At 63.9% G+C, this 16454-nt stretch carries 16 protein-coding genes; 6 read left to right on the forward strand and 10 right to left on the reverse strand.

From position 1 onward, the window contains the following. Nucleotides 1-93: 93 nt before the first annotated feature. The gene (locus IM733_RS19515) at nt 94-1713 is read left to right on the forward strand and encodes an MFS transporter (protein ID WP_248918088.1); all 1620 of its coding nucleotides are present in this window, start codon (nt 94-96) and stop codon (nt 1711-1713) included. A 219-nt stretch (nt 1714-1932) separates the two neighbouring features. Here the strand turns inward: IM733_RS19515 and IM733_RS19520 are convergent, their stop codons facing one another. From IM733_RS19520 to glyQ, 4 genes are all read right to left on the reverse strand, one after another. After that, on the reverse strand, nt 1933-2703 hold the full coding sequence (locus tag IM733_RS19520) for a lysophospholipid acyltransferase family protein (protein WP_248918089.1): 771 nt from the start codon (nt 2701-2703) through the stop codon (nt 1933-1935). 65 nt (nt 2704-2768) lie between these two features. Next, nucleotides 2769-3296, reverse strand: coding sequence for a D-glycero-beta-D-manno-heptose 1,7-bisphosphate 7-phosphatase (gene gmhB, locus IM733_RS19525; protein ID WP_248918090.1), 528 nt, complete (start codon nt 3294-3296; stop codon nt 2769-2771). A gap of 4 nt (nt 3297-3300) precedes the next feature. Then, entirely contained in the window at nt 3301-5355 is a 2055-nt protein-coding gene (glyS, locus tag IM733_RS19530; protein ID WP_248918091.1) for a glycine--tRNA ligase subunit beta, read from the reverse strand. Further along, nucleotides 5352-6299 (reverse strand): glycine--tRNA ligase subunit alpha, encoded by a 948-nt coding sequence (glyQ, locus tag IM733_RS19535; protein ID WP_011531473.1) that lies wholly within the window; start codon nt 6297-6299, stop codon nt 5352-5354. The genes glyS and glyQ overlap by 4 nt, the downstream gene beginning before the upstream one ends. Nucleotides 6300-6383: 84 nt before the next feature. Here glyQ and IM733_RS19540 point away from each other — a divergent pair, with 84 nt between their 5' ends. Together IM733_RS19540 and IM733_RS19545 are read left to right on the forward strand one after the other, a co-directional pair. Continuing rightward, a complete protein-coding gene (locus IM733_RS19540) occupies nt 6384-6935 on the forward strand; it encodes a DNA-3-methyladenine glycosylase I (protein ID WP_248918092.1) in 552 nt (183 codons plus the stop codon). 41 nt (nt 6936-6976) lie between these two features. Then, entirely contained in the window at nt 6977-7864 is an 888-nt protein-coding gene (locus tag IM733_RS19545) for a lysophospholipid acyltransferase (RefSeq protein ID WP_248918093.1), read from the forward strand. A 78-nt stretch (nt 7865-7942) separates the two neighbouring features. On the opposite strand, the gene IM733_RS19550 is transcribed toward IM733_RS19545, so the two are convergent. From IM733_RS19550 to def, 5 genes are all read right to left on the reverse strand, one after another. Continuing rightward, nucleotides 7943-8251 carry a tetratricopeptide repeat protein gene (locus tag IM733_RS19550; protein ID WP_248918094.1) on the reverse strand — a complete coding sequence of 103 codons (309 nt, stop codon included), beginning with the start codon at nt 8249-8251 and terminating at the stop codon, nt 7943-7945. A gap of 11 nt (nt 8252-8262) precedes the next feature. After that, the gene (trkA, locus tag IM733_RS19555) at nt 8263-9636 is read right to left on the reverse strand and encodes a Trk system potassium transporter TrkA (protein WP_248918095.1); all 1374 of its coding nucleotides are present in this window, start codon (nt 9634-9636) and stop codon (nt 8263-8265) included. Nucleotides 9637-9660: 24 nt separating this feature from the next. After that, nucleotides 9661-10971 (reverse strand): 16S rRNA (cytosine(967)-C(5))-methyltransferase RsmB, encoded by a 1311-nt coding sequence (rsmB, locus tag IM733_RS19560; RefSeq protein WP_248918096.1) that lies wholly within the window; start codon nt 10969-10971, stop codon nt 9661-9663. Further along, a complete protein-coding gene (fmt, locus tag IM733_RS19565) occupies nt 10968-11900 on the reverse strand; it encodes a methionyl-tRNA formyltransferase (RefSeq protein WP_248918097.1) in 933 nt (310 codons plus the stop codon). Before fmt ends, rsmB begins: the two co-directional genes overlap by 4 nt. 62 nt (nt 11901-11962) lie before the next feature. Further along, the gene (gene def / locus IM733_RS19570; RefSeq protein ID WP_110736100.1) at nt 11963-12469 is read right to left on the reverse strand and encodes a peptide deformylase; all 507 of its coding nucleotides are present in this window, start codon (nt 12467-12469) and stop codon (nt 11963-11965) included. A 207-nt stretch (nt 12470-12676) separates the two neighbouring features. On the opposite strand from def, the gene dprA reads away from it, so the two are divergent. From dprA to IM733_RS19585, 3 genes are all read left to right on the forward strand, one after another. Then, nucleotides 12677-13774: a DNA-processing protein DprA gene (dprA, locus tag IM733_RS19575; protein ID WP_248918098.1), complete on the forward strand. Its 1098-nt coding sequence runs from the start codon at nt 12677-12679 to the stop codon at nt 13772-13774. A gap of 39 nt (nt 13775-13813) precedes the next feature. Further along, the gene (locus tag IM733_RS19580; protein ID WP_011531482.1) at nt 13814-14371 is read left to right on the forward strand and encodes an L-threonylcarbamoyladenylate synthase; all 558 of its coding nucleotides are present in this window, start codon (nt 13814-13816) and stop codon (nt 14369-14371) included. A 341-nt stretch (nt 14372-14712) separates the two neighbouring features. Further along, the gene (locus IM733_RS19585) at nt 14713-15018 is read left to right on the forward strand and encodes a DUF3077 domain-containing protein (RefSeq protein WP_248918099.1); all 306 of its coding nucleotides are present in this window, start codon (nt 14713-14715) and stop codon (nt 15016-15018) included. A 355-nt stretch (nt 15019-15373) separates the two neighbouring features. On the opposite strand, the gene IM733_RS19590 is transcribed toward IM733_RS19585, so the two are convergent. Beyond that, nucleotides 15374-16351, reverse strand: coding sequence for an NADPH:quinone reductase (locus IM733_RS19590; RefSeq protein WP_248918100.1), 978 nt, complete (start codon nt 16349-16351; stop codon nt 15374-15376). Nucleotides 16352-16454: the final 103 nt, after the last annotated feature.

Consider the following 16454-nt stretch of genomic DNA (forward strand, 5'->3'; position numbering starts at 1 on the left):
GGTGTTTGCAACAGCGGCGGCTCGTGATCGGAAGCCGCCGGCAGTGGAACAACAAGAATAATCACTGTGGCCTGCGGGCCGAGGACAGCAACGATGTCGGATTACATCCAGGAACAGGGCGCGGCGGCCAGCAGCCCCAGCCGCCGTGAAGAGCGCAAGATCATTTTCGCGTCATCCCTCGGGACGGTGTTCGAGTGGTATGACTTTTTTCTCTATGGCGCGCTGGCCGCTGTCATCAGCAAGCAGTTCTTTGCCGGCGTCAATGACACCACCGCGTTCATCTTCGCCTTGATGGCCTTCGCCGCCGGTTTCCTGGTGCGCCCGTTCGGGGCGCTGGTGTTCGGCCGGCTGGGTGACATGATCGGGCGCAAGTACACCTTTCTGGTGACCATCGTGCTGATGGGGTTGTCCACCTTTGCAGTGGGCCTGTTACCGACCTATGCCAGCATCGGCATCGCCGCGCCGATCATCCTGGTGGTGTTGCGCATGCTCCAGGGCCTGGCACTGGGCGGTGAGTACGGTGGCGCGGCTACCTATGTCGCCGAGCACGCGCCTCACGGCAAACGTGGTTTCCACACCGGCTTCATCCAATCCACCGCCACGCTGGGCCTGCTGTTGTCGCTGACCGTGGTCCTGGCCAGCCGCTACATCAGCGGTGACCAGTTCGAAACCTGGGGCTGGCGCCTGCCGTTCCTGCTGTCGATCGTACTGCTGGCGATCTCCACCTGGATCCGCATGAGCATGCACGAGTCGCCGGCCTTCGTGAAAATGAAGGCCCAGGGCAAAGTGAGCAAGTCACCGATCCGTGAGTCGTTCACCTCCTGGCCCAACCTCAAGGTGGTGCTCACCGCGCTGTTCAGCATCAACGCCGGGCAAGCGGTGACCTTCTACACCGCGCAGTTCTACGTGCTGTTCTTCATGACCCAGATGCTCAAGATGGACCCGGCACAAGCCAACAGCCTACTGATCATCAGCGTGGTGATCGGCGCGCCGTTCTTCGTGTTCTTCGGCTGGCTGTCGGACCGCGTGGGGCGCAAGCCGATCCTGATGCTCGGCCTGCTGCTGGCGACGGTGCTGTACTTCCCGCTGTTCAAGGCCCTGAGCCATTACGCCAACCCGCAGATCGATGCCGCCAGCCGCCAGGCGCCGATTGTCGTCACCGCCGACCCCAAGGGCTGCACTTTCCAGTTCGACCCGGTAGGCAAGGCGCGCTTCGACAGCCCATGCGACAAGGTCAAGACGTTCCTGGTCAAACAAGGCTTACCCTATAGCTCGGTGAACGTCGGCGGCAGCGAGGTGATCGTCAGCATTGGTGACAAGACCATCAATGGCTTCGACGAGACGGCCATGCGAAGCGCCATCGATGCGGCGGGTTATCCGGCCAAGGCAGACCCGGCGAACGTGAACCAGGTGATGGTGGTGGTGCTGATCGTCGCCATGATCCTGATCGCCACCATGACCTACGGGCCACTGGCGGCGGTGATGGTCGAGCTGTTCCCCACGCGCATTCGCTATACCTCGATGTCCCTGCCCTATCACATCGGTAACGGTTGGTTCGGGGGCTTCCTGCCAACGGTGTCGTTCGCGCTGGTGGTGTATACCGGGGATATCTTCTACGGGCTGTGGTACCCGGTGCTGATTACCGGGGTGAGCCTGGTGGTGGGGATCTTCTGCCTGAAAGAGACCCGGGATGTGGATATCGACAAGGTGTGAGGCCCGCTCGCTGGCAAGCCGGCTCCTACAGGTGTTCGCACACCACTGATTTTGAGGCTCAAAAAAACCGGCGTAAAAGCCGGTTTTTTTATAGCGCGAAAAAACTTATGCACGATTTTCAGAAAAACGTCATACAGAGAAATAAATAGCTAATTCAATAACTTAGCTATGTTCCGAGACCCTTAATCCCAAAATTGCTAACAACTTATCCACAGAACGTCAGGCGTGCTGCTGCTCTGGATTTTCCGCCACTGGTGGCAGCGAACCCATGGCCCGCTGGGTCGCCTCGTTCCACGCCTGGGCACGGTCATTGAGCTCGGCAATGGCCCGTGGCCCCGTTCCTTCGGGATACATCGGCGCGCCAATCACTACCTCGATGGTGCCCGGGCGTTTGCCCCAGCCTTCACGTGGCCAGAACTTGCCAGCGTTGTGGGCGATGGGCAGCACCGGCAGGCCGGCATTCACCGCGAGCGCGGTACCACCGCGGGAGAACTTGCCCATCTGGCCGTGGGGCACTCGGGTGCCTTCGGGGAAGATCAGCACCCAGGTGCCCTGCTTGAGCAGTTCGTCACCTTGGCTGGCAACCTGGCGCAAGGCCTCCTTCGGGTTTTTCCGGTCGATGGCGATCGGCCGCAGCATGGCCATGGCCCAGCCGAAGAACGGCACGTACAGCAGCTCGCGCTTGAGCACCTGGCTCAGTGGCGAGAAGTACGCCGACAGGAAGAACGTCTCCCAGGTGCTCTGGTGGTTCGACAGGATCACGCACGGTACGTCAGGCACGTGCTCGGCGCCGGTGATCTTGTAGTCGATCCTCAGGATCGTCTTCACCAGGAACAGCGCGCAGCGGCACCAGTACACGTTGATGAACTTGTAGCGCTTGGGGAACGGCAGGAAAGGCGCGATGAAGAAGCTCAGCGAGCACCACAGCAGCGAACTGGTGCCCAACAGCAGGTAAAAAAGAAAGATTCTGATCGCCTGCAGGATCGACATAGTGGCATGTACCGTTGCGGGGCGTGCCCGCCTAATGAAAAGTGCGCCGTTCCTGGCGCACTCATTTAAATAAGTTCTCTGGCGATGGCTGCCAGATCGTCGAAAATCAGTGTAGTTTCAGGGACACCTTTTTCCAGGGTCCTTTCGCCCTTGCCGGTTTTTACCAACACGGGTTGTGCATCGACGGCCAGGGCCGCTTCCAAGTCACCTTTGCTGTCACCGACGAACCATACGCCGGCCAGGGGCACCTGGTAGTGCTCGGCAATCGCCCGCAGCATGCCGGGCTTGGGCTTGCGGCAATCGCAGCCCTCGTCCGGGCCGTGCGGGCAATGCACGATCAGGCCGACCTCGCCACCCTGCTCGGCCACCAGCGCGCGCAGGCGCGCGTGCATCGCCTCCAGCGTGGTCAGCGGGTAGTAGCCGCGGGCAATGCCGGACTGGTTGGTGGCAACAGTCACCGTCCAGCCCGCCTTGCTCAACTGCGCGATGGCCTCGATCGAGCCAGGAATGGGGACCCACTCCTCCAACGACTTGATGTAGGCGTCGGAGTCATAGTTGATCACTCCGTCTCGATCAAGAATCAGCAGTTTCAACGACTTACCCCAGCAGCGAGATATCGGCCACGCCCAGGAACAGGCCGCGCAAGCGGCTGAGCAGGGCATAACGGTTGGCGCGTACCTTGGCGTCCTCGGCGTTGACCAGTACCGCCTCGAAGAAGGCGTCTACCGGGTCGCGCAGGGCGGCCAGGCGGGCCAGGGCTTCGTTGTACTGGCGTGCGCAGGCCATCGGTTGCACGGCCTGGTCGGCCTGCTGGATGGCCGAGTACAGCGAGAACTCGTTGGCGTTGTCGAAGTACTTGGGCTCGACCTGGTCGGCGACAGCGCCTTCGGCCTTGCCCAGCAGGTTCGATACACGCTTGTTGGCCGCAGCCAGGGCATTGGCTTCCGGCAGTTTGCGGAAGGCTTGCACGGCCTGTACGCGCTGGTCGAAGTCCAGGGCCGAGCCCGGCTTCAGGGCACGCACCGACAGGTAGGTGGCGACGTCGATGCCTTCGTCTTCGTAACGCGCGCGCAGGCGGTCGAAGATGAACTCCAGCACTTGCTCGGACAGGCCGGCGGCCTTGACCTTGGTGCCGAACTGCTTGACCGCGAAGTCGACCGCGGTGGTCAGGTCGAGGTCCAACTGCTTCTCGATCAGGATGCGCAGCACGCCCAGGGCGGCACGGCGCAGGGCATACGGGTCCTTGCTGCCAGTGGGCAGCATGCCGATGCCGAAGATACCGACCAGGGTGTCGAGCTTGTCGGCGATGGCCACGGCGGCACCGGTGAGGGTCTGCGGCAGCTCGGCACCGGCGCCACGCGGCATGTACTGCTCGTTCAGCGCCAGGGCGACGTCTTGCGGCTCGCCATCGTTGAGGGCGTAGTAGTAGCCGGCGATACCCTGCATTTCAGGGAATTCACCGACCATCTCCGAGGCCAGGTCGCACTTGGACAGCAGGCCGGCACGGCCGGCGTTAATTGCACTGCCGCCGATGTACGGGGCAATGAAGGCGGCCAGTTTCGACACGCGCTCGGCCTTGTCGAACACGGTGCCCAGCTGAGCCTGGAACACCACGTTCTTCAGGCGCTCGTTGAAGCTTTCCAGCGGCTGCTTCTTGTCCTGCTTGAAGAAGAACTCGGCGTCGGTCAGGCGCGGGCGCACGACCTTCTCGTTGCCTTCGACGATCTGCTTCGGATCGCGGCTTTCGACGTTGGCCACGGTGATGAAGCGCGGCAGCAGCTTGCCTTCGCTGTCCAGCAGGCAGAAGTACTTCTGGTTGTCCTGCATGGTGGTGATCAGGGCTTCTTGCGGCACTTCGAGGAAACGCTCCTCGAACGAGCACACCAGCGGCACTGGCCACTCGACCAGGGCGGTCACTTCGTCCAGCAGCGCCGGCGGCACGATGGCCGAGCCTTCCTGCTGCATGGCCAGTTCCGCGGTGCGTTTGCTGATCAGCTCGCGACGCTCGGCGAAGTCGGCCAGCACGTAGGCTTTGCGCAGGTCTTCGACATAGTTGGCCGGGGTGGTGATGACCACGTTTTGCGGGTGGTGGAAGCGGTGGCCACGGGATTCACGGCCGGCTTTTTGCGCGAGGATGGTGCAGTCGACGACCTGGTCGCCGAGCAGCATCACCAGCCATTGCGTCGGGCGTACGAACTCTTCACGGCTGGCGCCCCAGTGCATGCGCTTGGGGATCGGCAGGTCGTTGAGCGAGTCTTCGACGATGGTGGGCAGCAGGCTGGCGGTCGCCTTACCTGGAATGTGCTGCGAGAAACGCAGTTTCGCGCCGCTCTGGTCGATGTCCGACAGTTCCACGCCGCACTTCTTGGCGAAGCCCAGGGCGGCTTGAGTCGGGTTGCCTTCGGCGTCGAAGGCGGCCTGGCGGGGCGGGCCGTCGATGTTGATGCTGCGGTCTGGCTGTTGCACATCCAGCTGGCGCAGCAGCACGGCCAGGCGGCGCGGCGCGGCGTACACCTGCTTGCCGGTGTAGTTCAGGCCGGCGGCCTGCAGGCCTTTCTCGATGCCGGCGAGGAACGCGTCGCCCAGCGAGGCCAGGGCTTTCGGTGGCAGCTCTTCGGTGCCCAGTTCAACCAGGAAATCTTGAGCACTCATTGTGCAGCCTCCAGCTTAGCCAACACTTCGTCACGCAGTTCAGGAGAAGCCATCGGGAAGCCCAGGCGTGCGCGGGCTTGCAGGTAGCTTTGCGCCACGTCACGGGCGAGCGTGCGTACGCGCAGGATGTAGCGCTGGCGCTCGGTCACCGAGATGGCGCGGCGGGCGTCCAGCAGGTTGAAGGTGTGCGAGGCTTTCAGGACCATTTCGTAGGTCGGCAGCGGCAGGTCCAGCTTGATCAGGCGGTTCGCTTCGCTTTCGTAGAAGTCGAACAGCTCGAACAGCTTCTCGACGTTGGCGTGCTCGAAGTTGTAGGTCGACTGCTCCACTTCGTTCTGGTGGAACACGTCGCCGTAGGTGACCTTGCCGAACGGGCCGTCGGCCCATACCAGGTCGTAGACCGAGTCCACGCCCTGCAGGTACATGGCCAGGCGCTCCAGGCCGTAGGTGATTTCACCGGTGACCGGGTAGCACTCGATGCCGCCGACCTGCTGGAAGTAGGTGAACTGGGTCACCTCCATGCCGTTCAGCCAGATTTCCCAGCCCAGGCCCCAGGCGCCGAGGGTCGGCGATTCCCAGTTGTCTTCGACGAAGCGGATGTCGTGAACCAGCGGGTCCAGGCCGATGGCTTTCAGCGAGCCGAGGTACAGCTCCTGGAAGTTGGCCGGGTTTGGCTTGAGCACCACCTGGAACTGGTAGTAGTGCTGCAGGCGGTTGGGGTTTTCGCCATACCGTCCGTCGGCGGGGCGACGGCTAGGCTGCACATAGGCGGCGTTCCACGTCTCTGGGCCCACGGCGCGCAGGAAGGTGGCGGTATGGAAAGTGCCGGCGCCTACTTCCATATCGTAGGGCTGAAGCACCACACAACCTTGCTCGGCCCAGTAGTTCTGCAGGGCGAGGATCAGGTCTTGGAAGGTACGCACGGCTGGCGTAGGCTGGCTCACGAAATTCACCTGTATCTGGGGATGCGGATGTAAAGAGCGGGAGTATAACCCGATTCGCCTCGCCCTCTACGTAATTGGAGCCTTATGCCACGCTGCTTTTGGTGTTCCGACGATCCGTTGTACGAGGCCTATCACGACCACGAGTGGGGAACGCCGCAGCGCGACCCGGCGTTGCTCTTCGAGATGCTTTTGCTCGAAGGGTTCCAGGCGGGGCTCTCGTGGATCACCGTATTGAAGAAACGCGAGCGCTATCGCCAGGTGCTGCACGGTTTCGACCCGGTGCAACTGGCGCGCTTGAGCGACGAACGCATCGAGGAGCTTATGCTGGATGTCGGCATCATCCGCAACCGCCTCAAGCTCAAGGCCGTGCGCCGCAACGCCGAGGCCTGGCTGGCTGTGGATAACCCCGCCGAGTGGCTGTGGTCGTTCGTCGGTGGGCAACCGAAGATCAATCACTTCGCTTCCCGCGCCGACGTACCGGCGGTGACCGACGAAGCCAAGGCCATGAGCAAGGCCCTGCAGAAGGCCGGCTTCACCTTCGTTGGCCCGACCATCTGCTACGCCTTCATGCAGGCCACCGGCATGGTCATGGACCACACCACCGACTGCGATCGCTACGCCGCGCTGGCGCGCTGACGGGGTACAATGCGCGCCTTGCTGAAATAAGGAATTCGCCTGTGGAAAAGTTCAAGGGCGCCCTGATGGTCGGGGTGCTGCGCCTGTTTGCCAAGCTGCCCTGGGGCGCTGTGCAGCGCGTCGGCGCCGGTATCGGCTGGTTGATGTGGAAAATCCCCAATGGCTCGCGCAATGTCGTGCGCATCAACCTGGCCAAGTGCTTCCCGGAGATGGACCCGGCCGAGCGTGAGCAACTGGTCGGTCGTGCGCTGAAGGACATCGGCAAGTCGTTCGTCGAGAGCGCCTGCGCCTGGATCTGGCCGCCGCAGCGCTCGCTCGACCTGGTCAAGGAAGTGCACGGCCTGGAAGTGCTGCAGCAGGCGCTGGCCTCGGGCAAGGGCGTGGTCGGCATCACCAGCCACCTGGGTAACTGGGAAGTGCTCAACCACTTCTATTGCAACCAGTGCAAACCGATCATCTTCTACCGGCCGCCCAAGCTCAAAGCGGTGGATGACCTGCTGCGTGAACAGCGCGTGCAGATGGGCAACCGCGTGGCGCCTTCGACCAAGGAAGGCATCCTCAGCGTGATCAAGGAAGTGCGCCGCGGCGGGCAGGTGGGGATCCCCGCCGACCCGGAGCCGGCCGAGTCGGCGGGTGTGTTCGTGCCGTTCCTGGGTACCCAGGCGCTGACCAGCAAGTTCGTGCCGAACATGCTGGCCGGTGGCAAGGCGGTGGGGGTGTTCCTGCATGCCCTGCGGCTGCCGGACGGTTCAGGCTTCAAGGTATTCCTGGAGGCGGCGCCGGAAGAAATGTACAGCGAGGATGTGACTGTGTCGGCGGCGGCCATGAGCAAAGTGGTCGAGCGTTATGTGCGCGAGTACCCGAGCCAGTACATGTGGAGCATGAAGCGCTTCAAGAAGCGCCCGGCCGGAGAAGCTCGCTGGTATTGAGATCGCATTCGCCAGCAAAGCTGGCTCCTACAGGGTATGCATTTCCTGTGGAAGCCAGCTTTGCTGGCGAACAGGGCCTCAAAGCTTGTTCAGCTTCTTCAGGAACACCGCCATCTCTTTCTCGGCCTGCTTGTCGCCATGGGCCTGCGCCGCGACGATCCCCTCTTCCCAGGCCTTGCGCGCACCATCCAGCTCCCCGCTGAGCTGATACGCCTTCCCCAGCAGCTTCCAAGCCGCCGAGTACTTCGGATCCTGTCGCACACAGGCCGCCAGGTGCACCGCTGCCTCAGCGCCATTGCCCTCGTCCAGCCAAGCCTTGCCCAGCCCGAACCGCAGCAGCGGGTTATCCACACCCTTGGCCAGCATCTTCTCCAGCGATTCGCGCATGCCCTTCCCTCCTAGAAGAAACTCAAACCCACGTGGAACAGCTTCTCCACGTCCCGAATATGCTTTTTATCCACAACGAACAGGATCACATGGTCGCCCGACGCGATCACCGTGTCGTCGTGGGCGATCAGCACCTCTTCGTCGCGGATGATCGCGCCGATGGTGGTACCTGGCGGCAACGAGATGTCCTCGATGGCCTTGCCCACCACCTTGCTCGACTTCGCATCGCCATGGGCCACCGCCTCGATGGCCTCGGCCGCACCCCGGCGCAGCGAGTGCACGCTGACGATATCGCCACGGCGCACGTGGGCCAGCAAGGTGCCGATGGTGGCCAGCTGCGGGCTGATGGCGATGTCGATGTCGCCGCCCTGCACCAGGTCGACATAGGCCGGGTTGTTGATGATGGTCATCACCTTGCGCGCGCCCAGGCGCTTGGCCAGCAGCGACGCCATGATGTTGGCCTCGTCGTCGTTGGTCAGGGCCAGGAAGATGTCGGCGTCGGCGATGTTCTCTTCGAGCATCAGGTCTTTGTCCGAGGCGCTACCCTGCAACACCACGGTGCTTTCCAAGGTGTCGGAAAGGTGCCGGCAACGCGCCGGGTTCATCTCGATGATCTTTACCTGGTAGCGGCTTTCGATGGCTTCTGCCAGGCGCTCGCCGATCTGCCCGCCACCGGCGATGACCACGCGCTTGTTGGTCTCGTCGATGCGGCGTAGCTCGCCCATTACCGCGCGGATGTCCCTCTTCGCGGCGATGAAGAACACTTCGTCGTCGGCCTCGATCACCGTGTCGCCCTGCGGGGTGATCGGTCGGTCGCGGCGGAAGATCGCCGCCACGCGGGTGTCGACGTTGGGCATGTGGGCGCGGATCTGGCGCAGTTGCTGGCCCACCAGCGGGCCACCGTAGTAAGCCCTGACCGCCACCAGTTGGGCCTTGCCCTCGGCGAAGTCGATCACCTGCAGCGCGCCTGGGTGTTCGATCAGGCGCTTGATGTAGTTGGTCACCACCTGCTCGGGGCTGATCAGCACATCCACCGGGATATGGTCGTTTTCGAACAGCTCTTCACGGGTGAGGTAGGCCGACTCGCGCACCCGGGCAATCTTGGTCGGGGTGTGGAACAGCGAGTAGGCAACCTGGCAGGCGACCATGTTGGTCTCGTCGCTGTTGGTCACCGCCACCAGCATGTCGGCGTCGTCGGCACCGGCCTGGCGCAGCACCGTCGGCAGCGAGGCGCGGCCCTGCACGGTGCGGATGTCCAAGCGGTCGCCCAGGTCGCGTAGGCGCTCGCTGTCGGTGTCGACCACGGTGATGTCGTTGGCTTCGCTGGCCAGGTGTTCCGCCAGCGTGCCGCCCACCTGCCCTGCGCCGAGGATGATGATCTTCATCCGCTACTCCCTACCTTTTTATTCTTACCCGCGCGAAGCGGCGATCTTGATCAGTTTGGCGTAATAGAACCCATCGTGGCCGCCTTCCTGGGCCAACAGCTGGCGGCCGTGGGGTTGGCGCAGGCCGGCTTCGGTGGCCAGGTCCAGCTCGCGGGCACCGGGGGTGCGGGCGAGGAAGGCGTCGATCACTTCGGTGTTCTCGGTCGGCAGGCTCGAGCAGGTGGCATAAAGCAGCATGCCGCCCACTTCCAGGGTCGGCCACAGGGCGTCGAGCAGCTCGCCTTGCAGTGCGGCCAGGGCCGGGATGTCTTCGGCCTGACGGGTCAGCTTGATGTCCGGGTGGCGGCGGATCACGCCGGTGGCCGAGCACGGCGCGTCAAGCAGGATGCGCTGGAACGGTTGGCCATCCCACCAACTGGCGGTGTCGCGGGCGTCGCAGGCAATCAGCTCGGCGTCGAGCTTGAGGCGGTCGAGGTTTTCGCGCACACGGGTCAGGCGCTTGGCTTCCAGGTCGATGGCGACCATGTGGGCCAGGCCGGGCTCGGCTTCCAGCAGGTGGCAGGTCTTGCCGCCCGGGGCGCAGCAGGCGTCGAGCACGCGCTGGCCGGGGGCCAGTTCCAGCAGGTCGGCGGACAGCTGCGCGGCTTCGTCCTGCACGCTCACCCAGCCTTCGGCGAAGCCCGGCAGGCCGCGCACGTCGCAAGCCTCGGCGAGGACGATACCGTCGCGGCTGAACGGGCAGGCGTTGGCTTCGATACCAGCCTCGGTCAGCAACGCCAGGTAGGCGTCGCGGTTGTGGTGGCGGCGGTTGACCCGCAGGATCATCGGCGGGTGGGCGTTGTTGGCGGCGCAGATGGCTTCCCATTGCTCCGGCCAGAAGGCTTTCAGCGACTTCTGCAGCCAGCGAGGGTGGGCGGTACGCACCACCGGGTCGCGCTCCATGCTGGCGAGCAGATCTTCGCCCTCACGCTGGGCGCGGCGCAGCACTGCATTGAGCAGCCCTTTGGCCCACGGTTTCTTGAGCTTGTCCGCGCAGCCCACGGTCTCGCCGATGGCGGCGTGTGCCGGGATGCGCGTGTAGAACAGTTGGTACAGGCCGACCAGCAGCAGCGCCTGCACATCGGCATCGGCGGCCTTGAACGGCTTCTGCAGCAGTTGCGCGGCCAGTAGGTCCAGACGCGGCTGCCAGCGTGCGGTACCAAAGGCCAGGTCTTGAGTGAGGCCCCGGTCGCGCTCTTCAACCTTGTCCAGTTGTGCCGGCAGCGAACTGTTCAGCGAAGCCTTGCCGCTGAGCACGGCGGCAAGGGCGCGGGCGGCGGCCAGGCGTGGGTTCATTGGCCGAGCACCTTGCCACTGGCGAACTTCTCGCGGCGGCTGTTGAACAGGTCACTGAAAGCCAGGGCCTTGCCGCCAGGCAGTTGCAGACGGGTCAGGCTCAGGGCGCCATCACCGCAGGCGACGACCAGGCCGTCCTTGCTGGCGGAGAGGATTTCGCCGGGGGCGCCCTTGCCTGTGGACACGTTGGCGGCCAGCACCTTCACGCTTTCGCCGTCGAGGGTGCTGTGGCACACCGGCCATGGGTTGAAGGCACGGATCAGGCGCTCCAGCTCCACGGCCGGGCGGCTCCAGTCGAGGCGCGCCTCGTCCTTGTTCAGCTTGTGGGCGTAGGTGGCCAGGGCATCGTCCTGAACTTCGCCTTGCAGGCTGCCATCGGCCAGGCCGGCAACGGCCTGCACCACGGCGCCCGGGCCCATGGCGGCGAGGCGGTCGTGCAGGGTGCCGCCGGTGTCGTCGGCGCTGATCGGCGTGACGACTTTCAGCAGCATCGGGCCAGTGTCGAGGCCCGCCTCCATACGCATCACGGTCACGCCGCTCTCGGCGTCACCGGCTTCAACGGCGCGTTGGATAGGCGCCGCGCCGCGCCAGCGTGGCAGCAGCGAGGCGTGGCTGTTGATGCAGCCCAGGCGTGGGATATCCAGCACAGCCTGCGGCAGGATCAGGCCGTAGGCGACCACCACCATCAGGTCTGGTTTCAGTGCGGCGAGTTCGGCTTGCGCCTCGGCGTTGCGCAGGGTCTGCGGCTGGTGCACCGGGATGTCGTGGGCCACGGCCAGCGCCTTGACCGCGCTCGGCATGAGCTTCTGGCCACGCCCGGCCGGGCGGTCGGGCTGGGTGTAGACGGCCACGATCTCGTACGGGCTGTCGAGCAGGGCCTTGAGGTGTTTGGCGGCAAACTCTGGAGTGCCTGCGAAGACGATGCGCATGGAGTTCTCGCTTCTTCAAAAAGAAAAAGGCTTGCCGGAGCAAGCCTTCTGGAAGGTGGGGATCAGGCTTGCTGGCGGTGCTGCTTTTCCAGCTTCTTCTTGATCCGGTCGCGTTTGAGCTGGGACAGGTAGTCGACGAACAGCTTGCCGTTGAGGTGATCGAACTCGTGCTGCACGCACACCGCCAGCAGGCCTTCGGCTTCGAGCTCGTAGGGCTTGCCGTCGCGGTCCTGGGCCTTGACTCGCACGCGCAGCGGGCGGTCGACGTTCTCGTAGAAGCCGGGTACCGACAGGCAGCCTTCCTGGTACTGGCCCATGTCGTGGGTCAGCTCCTCGACCGTGGGGTTGATGAAGACGCGCGGTTCGCTGCGGTCTTCGCTCAGGTCCATCACCACGACCTGCTTGTGCACGTTCACCTGGGTGGCCGCCAGGCCGATGCCAGGGGCTTCGTACATGGTCTCGAACATGTCGTCGATCAGCTGGCTCAGGGCGTCGTCGAACTCCGTCACCGGTTTGGCGATGGTGCGCAGGCGCGGATCGGGGAATTCGAGAATGTTCAAGATGGCCATAGGGGTCAGGCAGTCACTGTGCGGTCGGTTGAAAACTGAGCACACATAATAAAGGGAAATGGGGCGTTCGGCACCTGTGAAGCTTGGCTAGGGTGTGAATGGGCGCTGCAAAGCCCATTTCATGGACAGCTTGTCAAAGTATTATCAACAAAGTTATCCACAGGTTGTGCCACGCCATTGGCCCCCTGTCGATCAAGGATGATCCCTATGAGCGAACCCCGTTCGTCGCCTTGTTCGCCTGCCGAACTCGAGGCGCGGTTGCGTCTGCATCGCCTTCCCGATGCCGGTCTGCGTCGTTTTCACACCCTCATCGAAGCTTTCGGCAGCGCCTCCTCGGCGCTCAGTGCGCCGGCCAGTGCCTGGCGTGCGTTGGGGCTGCCGGCAGCCAGTATCGATGCCCGGCGCAGCCCAGAAGTACGTGATGGCGCATCGGCCGCAATGGCCTGGCTAGAGCGGCCGGGCCAGCATTTGCTGATGTGGGACGGGCCTGGCTATCCGGCGTTGCTGGCCGAGATAGACGATCCGCCACCCTTGCTTTTCGTCGCTGGAGACCCCGCTTTGCTCGAGCGACCGCAGCTGGCGATTGTGGGCAGCAGGCGTGCTTCACCCCCGGCGCTGGATACGGCAGGCGCGTTTTCCCGTTGTCTTGCCCAGGCCGGGTTCACCATTACCAGTGGGCTGGCGCTGGGCGTCGATGGTGCCGCTCATCGGGCGGCGCTGAAGGCCGGTGGGCACACCATCGGGGTGCTGGGCACGGGGTTGCAAAAATGTTATCCACAGCGCCACCGTGACTTGGCCAGGATGATGATCGACAGCGGTAGCACGCTGGTTTCCGAGTACCCGCTGGACGCTGGGCCGTTGGCTGGCAACTTCCCCCGGCGCAACCGGATCATCAGCGGCTTGTCGCTCGGTGTACTGGTGGTCGAGGCCAGCCTGGCCAGCGGTTCGTTGATCACGGCGCGGCTTGCCGCTGAGCAGGGGCGGGAGGTGTACGCGATTCCAGGCTCCATCCACCATCCCGGCGCCAAAGGGTGCCACCAGTTGATCCGCGATGGCGCTTTGCTGGTGGAAAGCGTGGAGCAGATCCTCGACAGCCTGGGTGGCTGGCAGAACCTGCCGCCCGCCGTTGTGGGTAAACCTGGCCACCCCCTACTCGCCCTGCTCCACGCTGCGCCCCAGACCAGCGAGGGGCTGGCCCACAACAGCGGGCTGCCGTTGGCTCAGGTGCTGGCCAGCCTGACCGAGCTGGAGCTCGAAGGCCGGGTCAGCAACGAAGCCGGGCGTTGGTTTGCCCGTGCGGGCTAAGTACACTGCGCGCACGGCGTTTATGCGGAGAGACGGAAAATGGTGAGCAGTTGGCGTGTGCAACAAGCCGCGCGCGAGGTGAAGGCGGGTGCGGTGATCGCCTATCCGACGGAAGCGGTCTGGGGCCTGGGCTGCGACCCGTGGAACGAAGACGCGGTGTATCGCCTGCTGGCGCTCAAGTCGCGGCCTGTGGATAAAGGGTTGATCCTGATCGCCGACAATATTCGCCAGTTCGACTTTTTGTTCGAGGACTTCCCCCAGGACTGGATCGACCGCATGAGCGCCACCTGGCCGGGGCCGAACACCTGGCTGGTGCCGCATCAGGACCTGCTGCCTGAGTGGGTGACCGGGCAGCACGACACCGTGGCGCTGCGGGTCAGCGATCATCCACAGGTACGTGAGCTGTGCGCGTTGGTGGGGCCGTTGATCTCCACCTCGTGCAACCCGGCCGGGCGGCCGGCGGCCAAGAGCCGTTTGCGGGTGGAGCAGTATTTCCACAATGAGCTGGACATGGTGCTGGGTGGGGCGTTGGGTGGGCGGAAGAACCCGAGCCTGATTCGCGACCTGGCGACCGGTGAGGTCGTGCGCCCGGGCTGATACCGCTGGCGAGGGCTTCGCCCCAGAATTCCTCGCTGATTTTTCTGATTTTTACCCAGATGGCTGCCCATTCTGAATTCAGAGAAATATCCTACGCAGTCTGTCGACCGCCATTACCTTCTCAGTGGGAACTACTGCCTCTAGGCTCCAGACCGTCGCCGAATAACTTGGCGATCGGGTGTGGTAACCCGGTAGTTCTGGAGCACTGCAGCCTATGGCGGCTGTGCGCGGGAGGCTTTTGCCTGCCGGGAGTGCCTCCAGTCCGGTTTACCACTCCGCGTACAGCTGCCACCCAACCGTGTGGTAACGGGCAGGTGTCAGCTCCAGCTCTGGAGCAAACCATGAAGAAAATTGTCCCCGATCCACCACTCCCAAACACCACCGCCCACCCCTTCGGCCGCTGTGACGCCGGCCATCCTCCACTCTTCACCGTAAACCCTAATATCGAAGCCCACGACGCCCTGGTGCACGTCGCGCTCTATCTGCGCTGCGCCTACGACACCGGCATCAAGGCACTCGACCACCTGCGCGATGAGGGGCGAGGCATGTATTGGTCGAGCCTGCATTCGCTGGAAATGGCGGAGGGGTTGGTGGAGGCGATGCTCGATGGCATCGAGTCGGCGCCAGCACCTGGGAAGCCCCGGTAGGGCGGTTGATCGCGTGTTGGCGGGCAAGTGCAGGGCGATAGTTTTGCAGTGCTCTTGAGATCGAGCGCCGCCCGCGCGGCGCATCGCGGATGAATCCGCTCCTACATTCGTTGCAACGTGGCCATGACCGATAGGCCATGGTTGTTCGCCTTGTTGGTACGACGCGATTTTTCGGCTGGCACCGCCGCCGCCCCGCCAGGCTCAAGCCATGCGCCAAGGCCGGCAACCATGGCCTGACAGGTGCGGCACGTTGCAACCGATGTAGGAGCGGATTCATCCGCGATGCGCCGCGCGGGCGGCGCTCGATCTCATAGGCGCTGCAACTCCCCCGGCGAACACCTCGGGGGTCTGCCCCTCAAGGCAGCAGAACAGTCGAACCCACCGTGCGCCGCGCCGACAACTCCGCCTGCGCCTTGGCCGCCTCGCTCAACGGATACCGCTGCTGGATATCCACAACCAGCTTGCCGCTGGCGATCATCGCGAACAGGTCATCGGCCATGGCCTGGGTGTTCTCGGCGTTGTTGGCGTAGCTCCCCAGCGTCGGACGGGTCACATACAGCGACCCCTTCTGCGACAGAATCCCCAGGTTCACCCCACTCACCGCCCCCGACGCATTGCCGAAACTCACCATCAACCCTCGCGGCCTCAAGCAATCCAGTGACGTCAGCCAGGTATCGGCCCCCACGCCGTCATACACCACCGCGCACTTTTTACCGTCGGTCAGCTCCAGCACGCGCTTGGCTACATCTTCGTGGCTGTAGTCGATGGTCGCCCAGGCGCCAAGCGCCTTGGCCCGCTCGGCTTTCTCTGGAGAGCTGACGGTGCCGATCAGCTTCGCGCCCAGTGCCTTGGCCCACTGACAAGCCAGCGATCCGACACCACCGGCAGCAGCATGGAACAGCACGAAGTCCCCCGGCTGCACGGCGTAGGTCTGCTTGAGCAAGTACTGCGTTGTCAGCCCCTTGAGCATCACCGCCGCCGCCTGTTCGAAGCTGATCGCCTCAGGCAGCTTCACCAGGTTGGCTTCCGGCAGCGTATGCACCTCGCTATAGGCCCCTAGCGGCCCACCGGCATAGGCCACGCGGTCGCCGACCTCGATCCGGCTGACGCCCTCGCCCACCGCCTCGACCACCCCGGCCGCTTCTGTGCCCAGCCCGGAAGGCAGGGCTGGCGGCGCATACAGCCCGCTGCGGAAATAGGTATCGATGAAGTTCAAGCCGATCACATGGTTACGTACCCGCACTTGCCGCGGGCCGGGCGGTGCCGGGTCGAACTCCACCAGTTGCAGGACTTCCGGGCCACCATGCTGGCTGAACTGGATACGCTTGGCCATCACACACTCCTGTTGTCGTGGGTCGCAAAGGCCTTCTATCGGACGCCTTTGCTTGACCGCCGTCAACTGCGACGCGGCGTCGGCCGGTGGTATGCTACGCGGC

It is taken from the genome of Pseudomonas entomophila, assembly GCF_023277925.1.
Taxonomy (GTDB): domain Bacteria; phylum Pseudomonadota; class Gammaproteobacteria; order Pseudomonadales; family Pseudomonadaceae; genus Aquipseudomonas; species Aquipseudomonas entomophila_D.

What these genes read in the sequence shown, in the direction of transcription:
- IM733_RS19515 (WP_248918088.1), top strand. Translation starts at nt 94, where the DNA reads ATGTCGGATTACATCCAGGAACAGGGCGCGGCGGCCAGCAGCCCCAGC.
- IM733_RS19520 (WP_248918089.1), bottom strand. Translation starts at nt 2,703, where the DNA reads ATGTCGATCCTGCAGGCGATCAGAATCTTTCTTTTTTACCTGCTGTTG.
- glyS (WP_248918091.1), bottom strand. Translation starts at nt 5,355, where the DNA reads ATGAGTGCTCAAGATTTCCTGGTTGAACTGGGCACCGAAGAGCTGCCA.
- IM733_RS19540 (WP_248918092.1), top strand. Translation starts at nt 6,384, where the DNA reads ATGCCACGCTGCTTTTGGTGTTCCGACGATCCGTTGTACGAGGCCTAT.
- IM733_RS19550 (WP_248918094.1), bottom strand. Translation starts at nt 8,251, where the DNA reads ATGCGCGAATCGCTGGAGAAGATGCTGGCCAAGGGTGTGGATAACCCG.
- trkA (WP_248918095.1), bottom strand. Translation starts at nt 9,636, where the DNA reads ATGAAGATCATCATCCTCGGCGCAGGGCAGGTGGGCGGCACGCTGGCG.
- rsmB (WP_248918096.1), bottom strand. Translation starts at nt 10,971, where the DNA reads ATGAACCCACGCCTGGCCGCCGCCCGCGCCCTTGCCGCCGTGCTCAGC.
- fmt (WP_248918097.1), bottom strand. Translation starts at nt 11,900, where the DNA reads ATGCGCATCGTCTTCGCAGGCACTCCAGAGTTTGCCGCCAAACACCTC.
- def (WP_110736100.1), bottom strand. Translation starts at nt 12,469, where the DNA reads ATGGCCATCTTGAACATTCTCGAATTCCCCGATCCGCGCCTGCGCACC.
- dprA (WP_248918098.1), top strand. Translation starts at nt 12,677, where the DNA reads ATGAGCGAACCCCGTTCGTCGCCTTGTTCGCCTGCCGAACTCGAGGCG.
- IM733_RS19580 (WP_011531482.1), top strand. Translation starts at nt 13,814, where the DNA reads ATGGTGAGCAGTTGGCGTGTGCAACAAGCCGCGCGCGAGGTGAAGGCG.
- IM733_RS19585 (WP_248918099.1), top strand. Translation starts at nt 14,713, where the DNA reads ATGAAGAAAATTGTCCCCGATCCACCACTCCCAAACACCACCGCCCAC.
- IM733_RS19590 (WP_248918100.1), bottom strand. Translation starts at nt 16,351, where the DNA reads ATGGCCAAGCGTATCCAGTTCAGCCAGCATGGTGGCCCGGAAGTCCTG.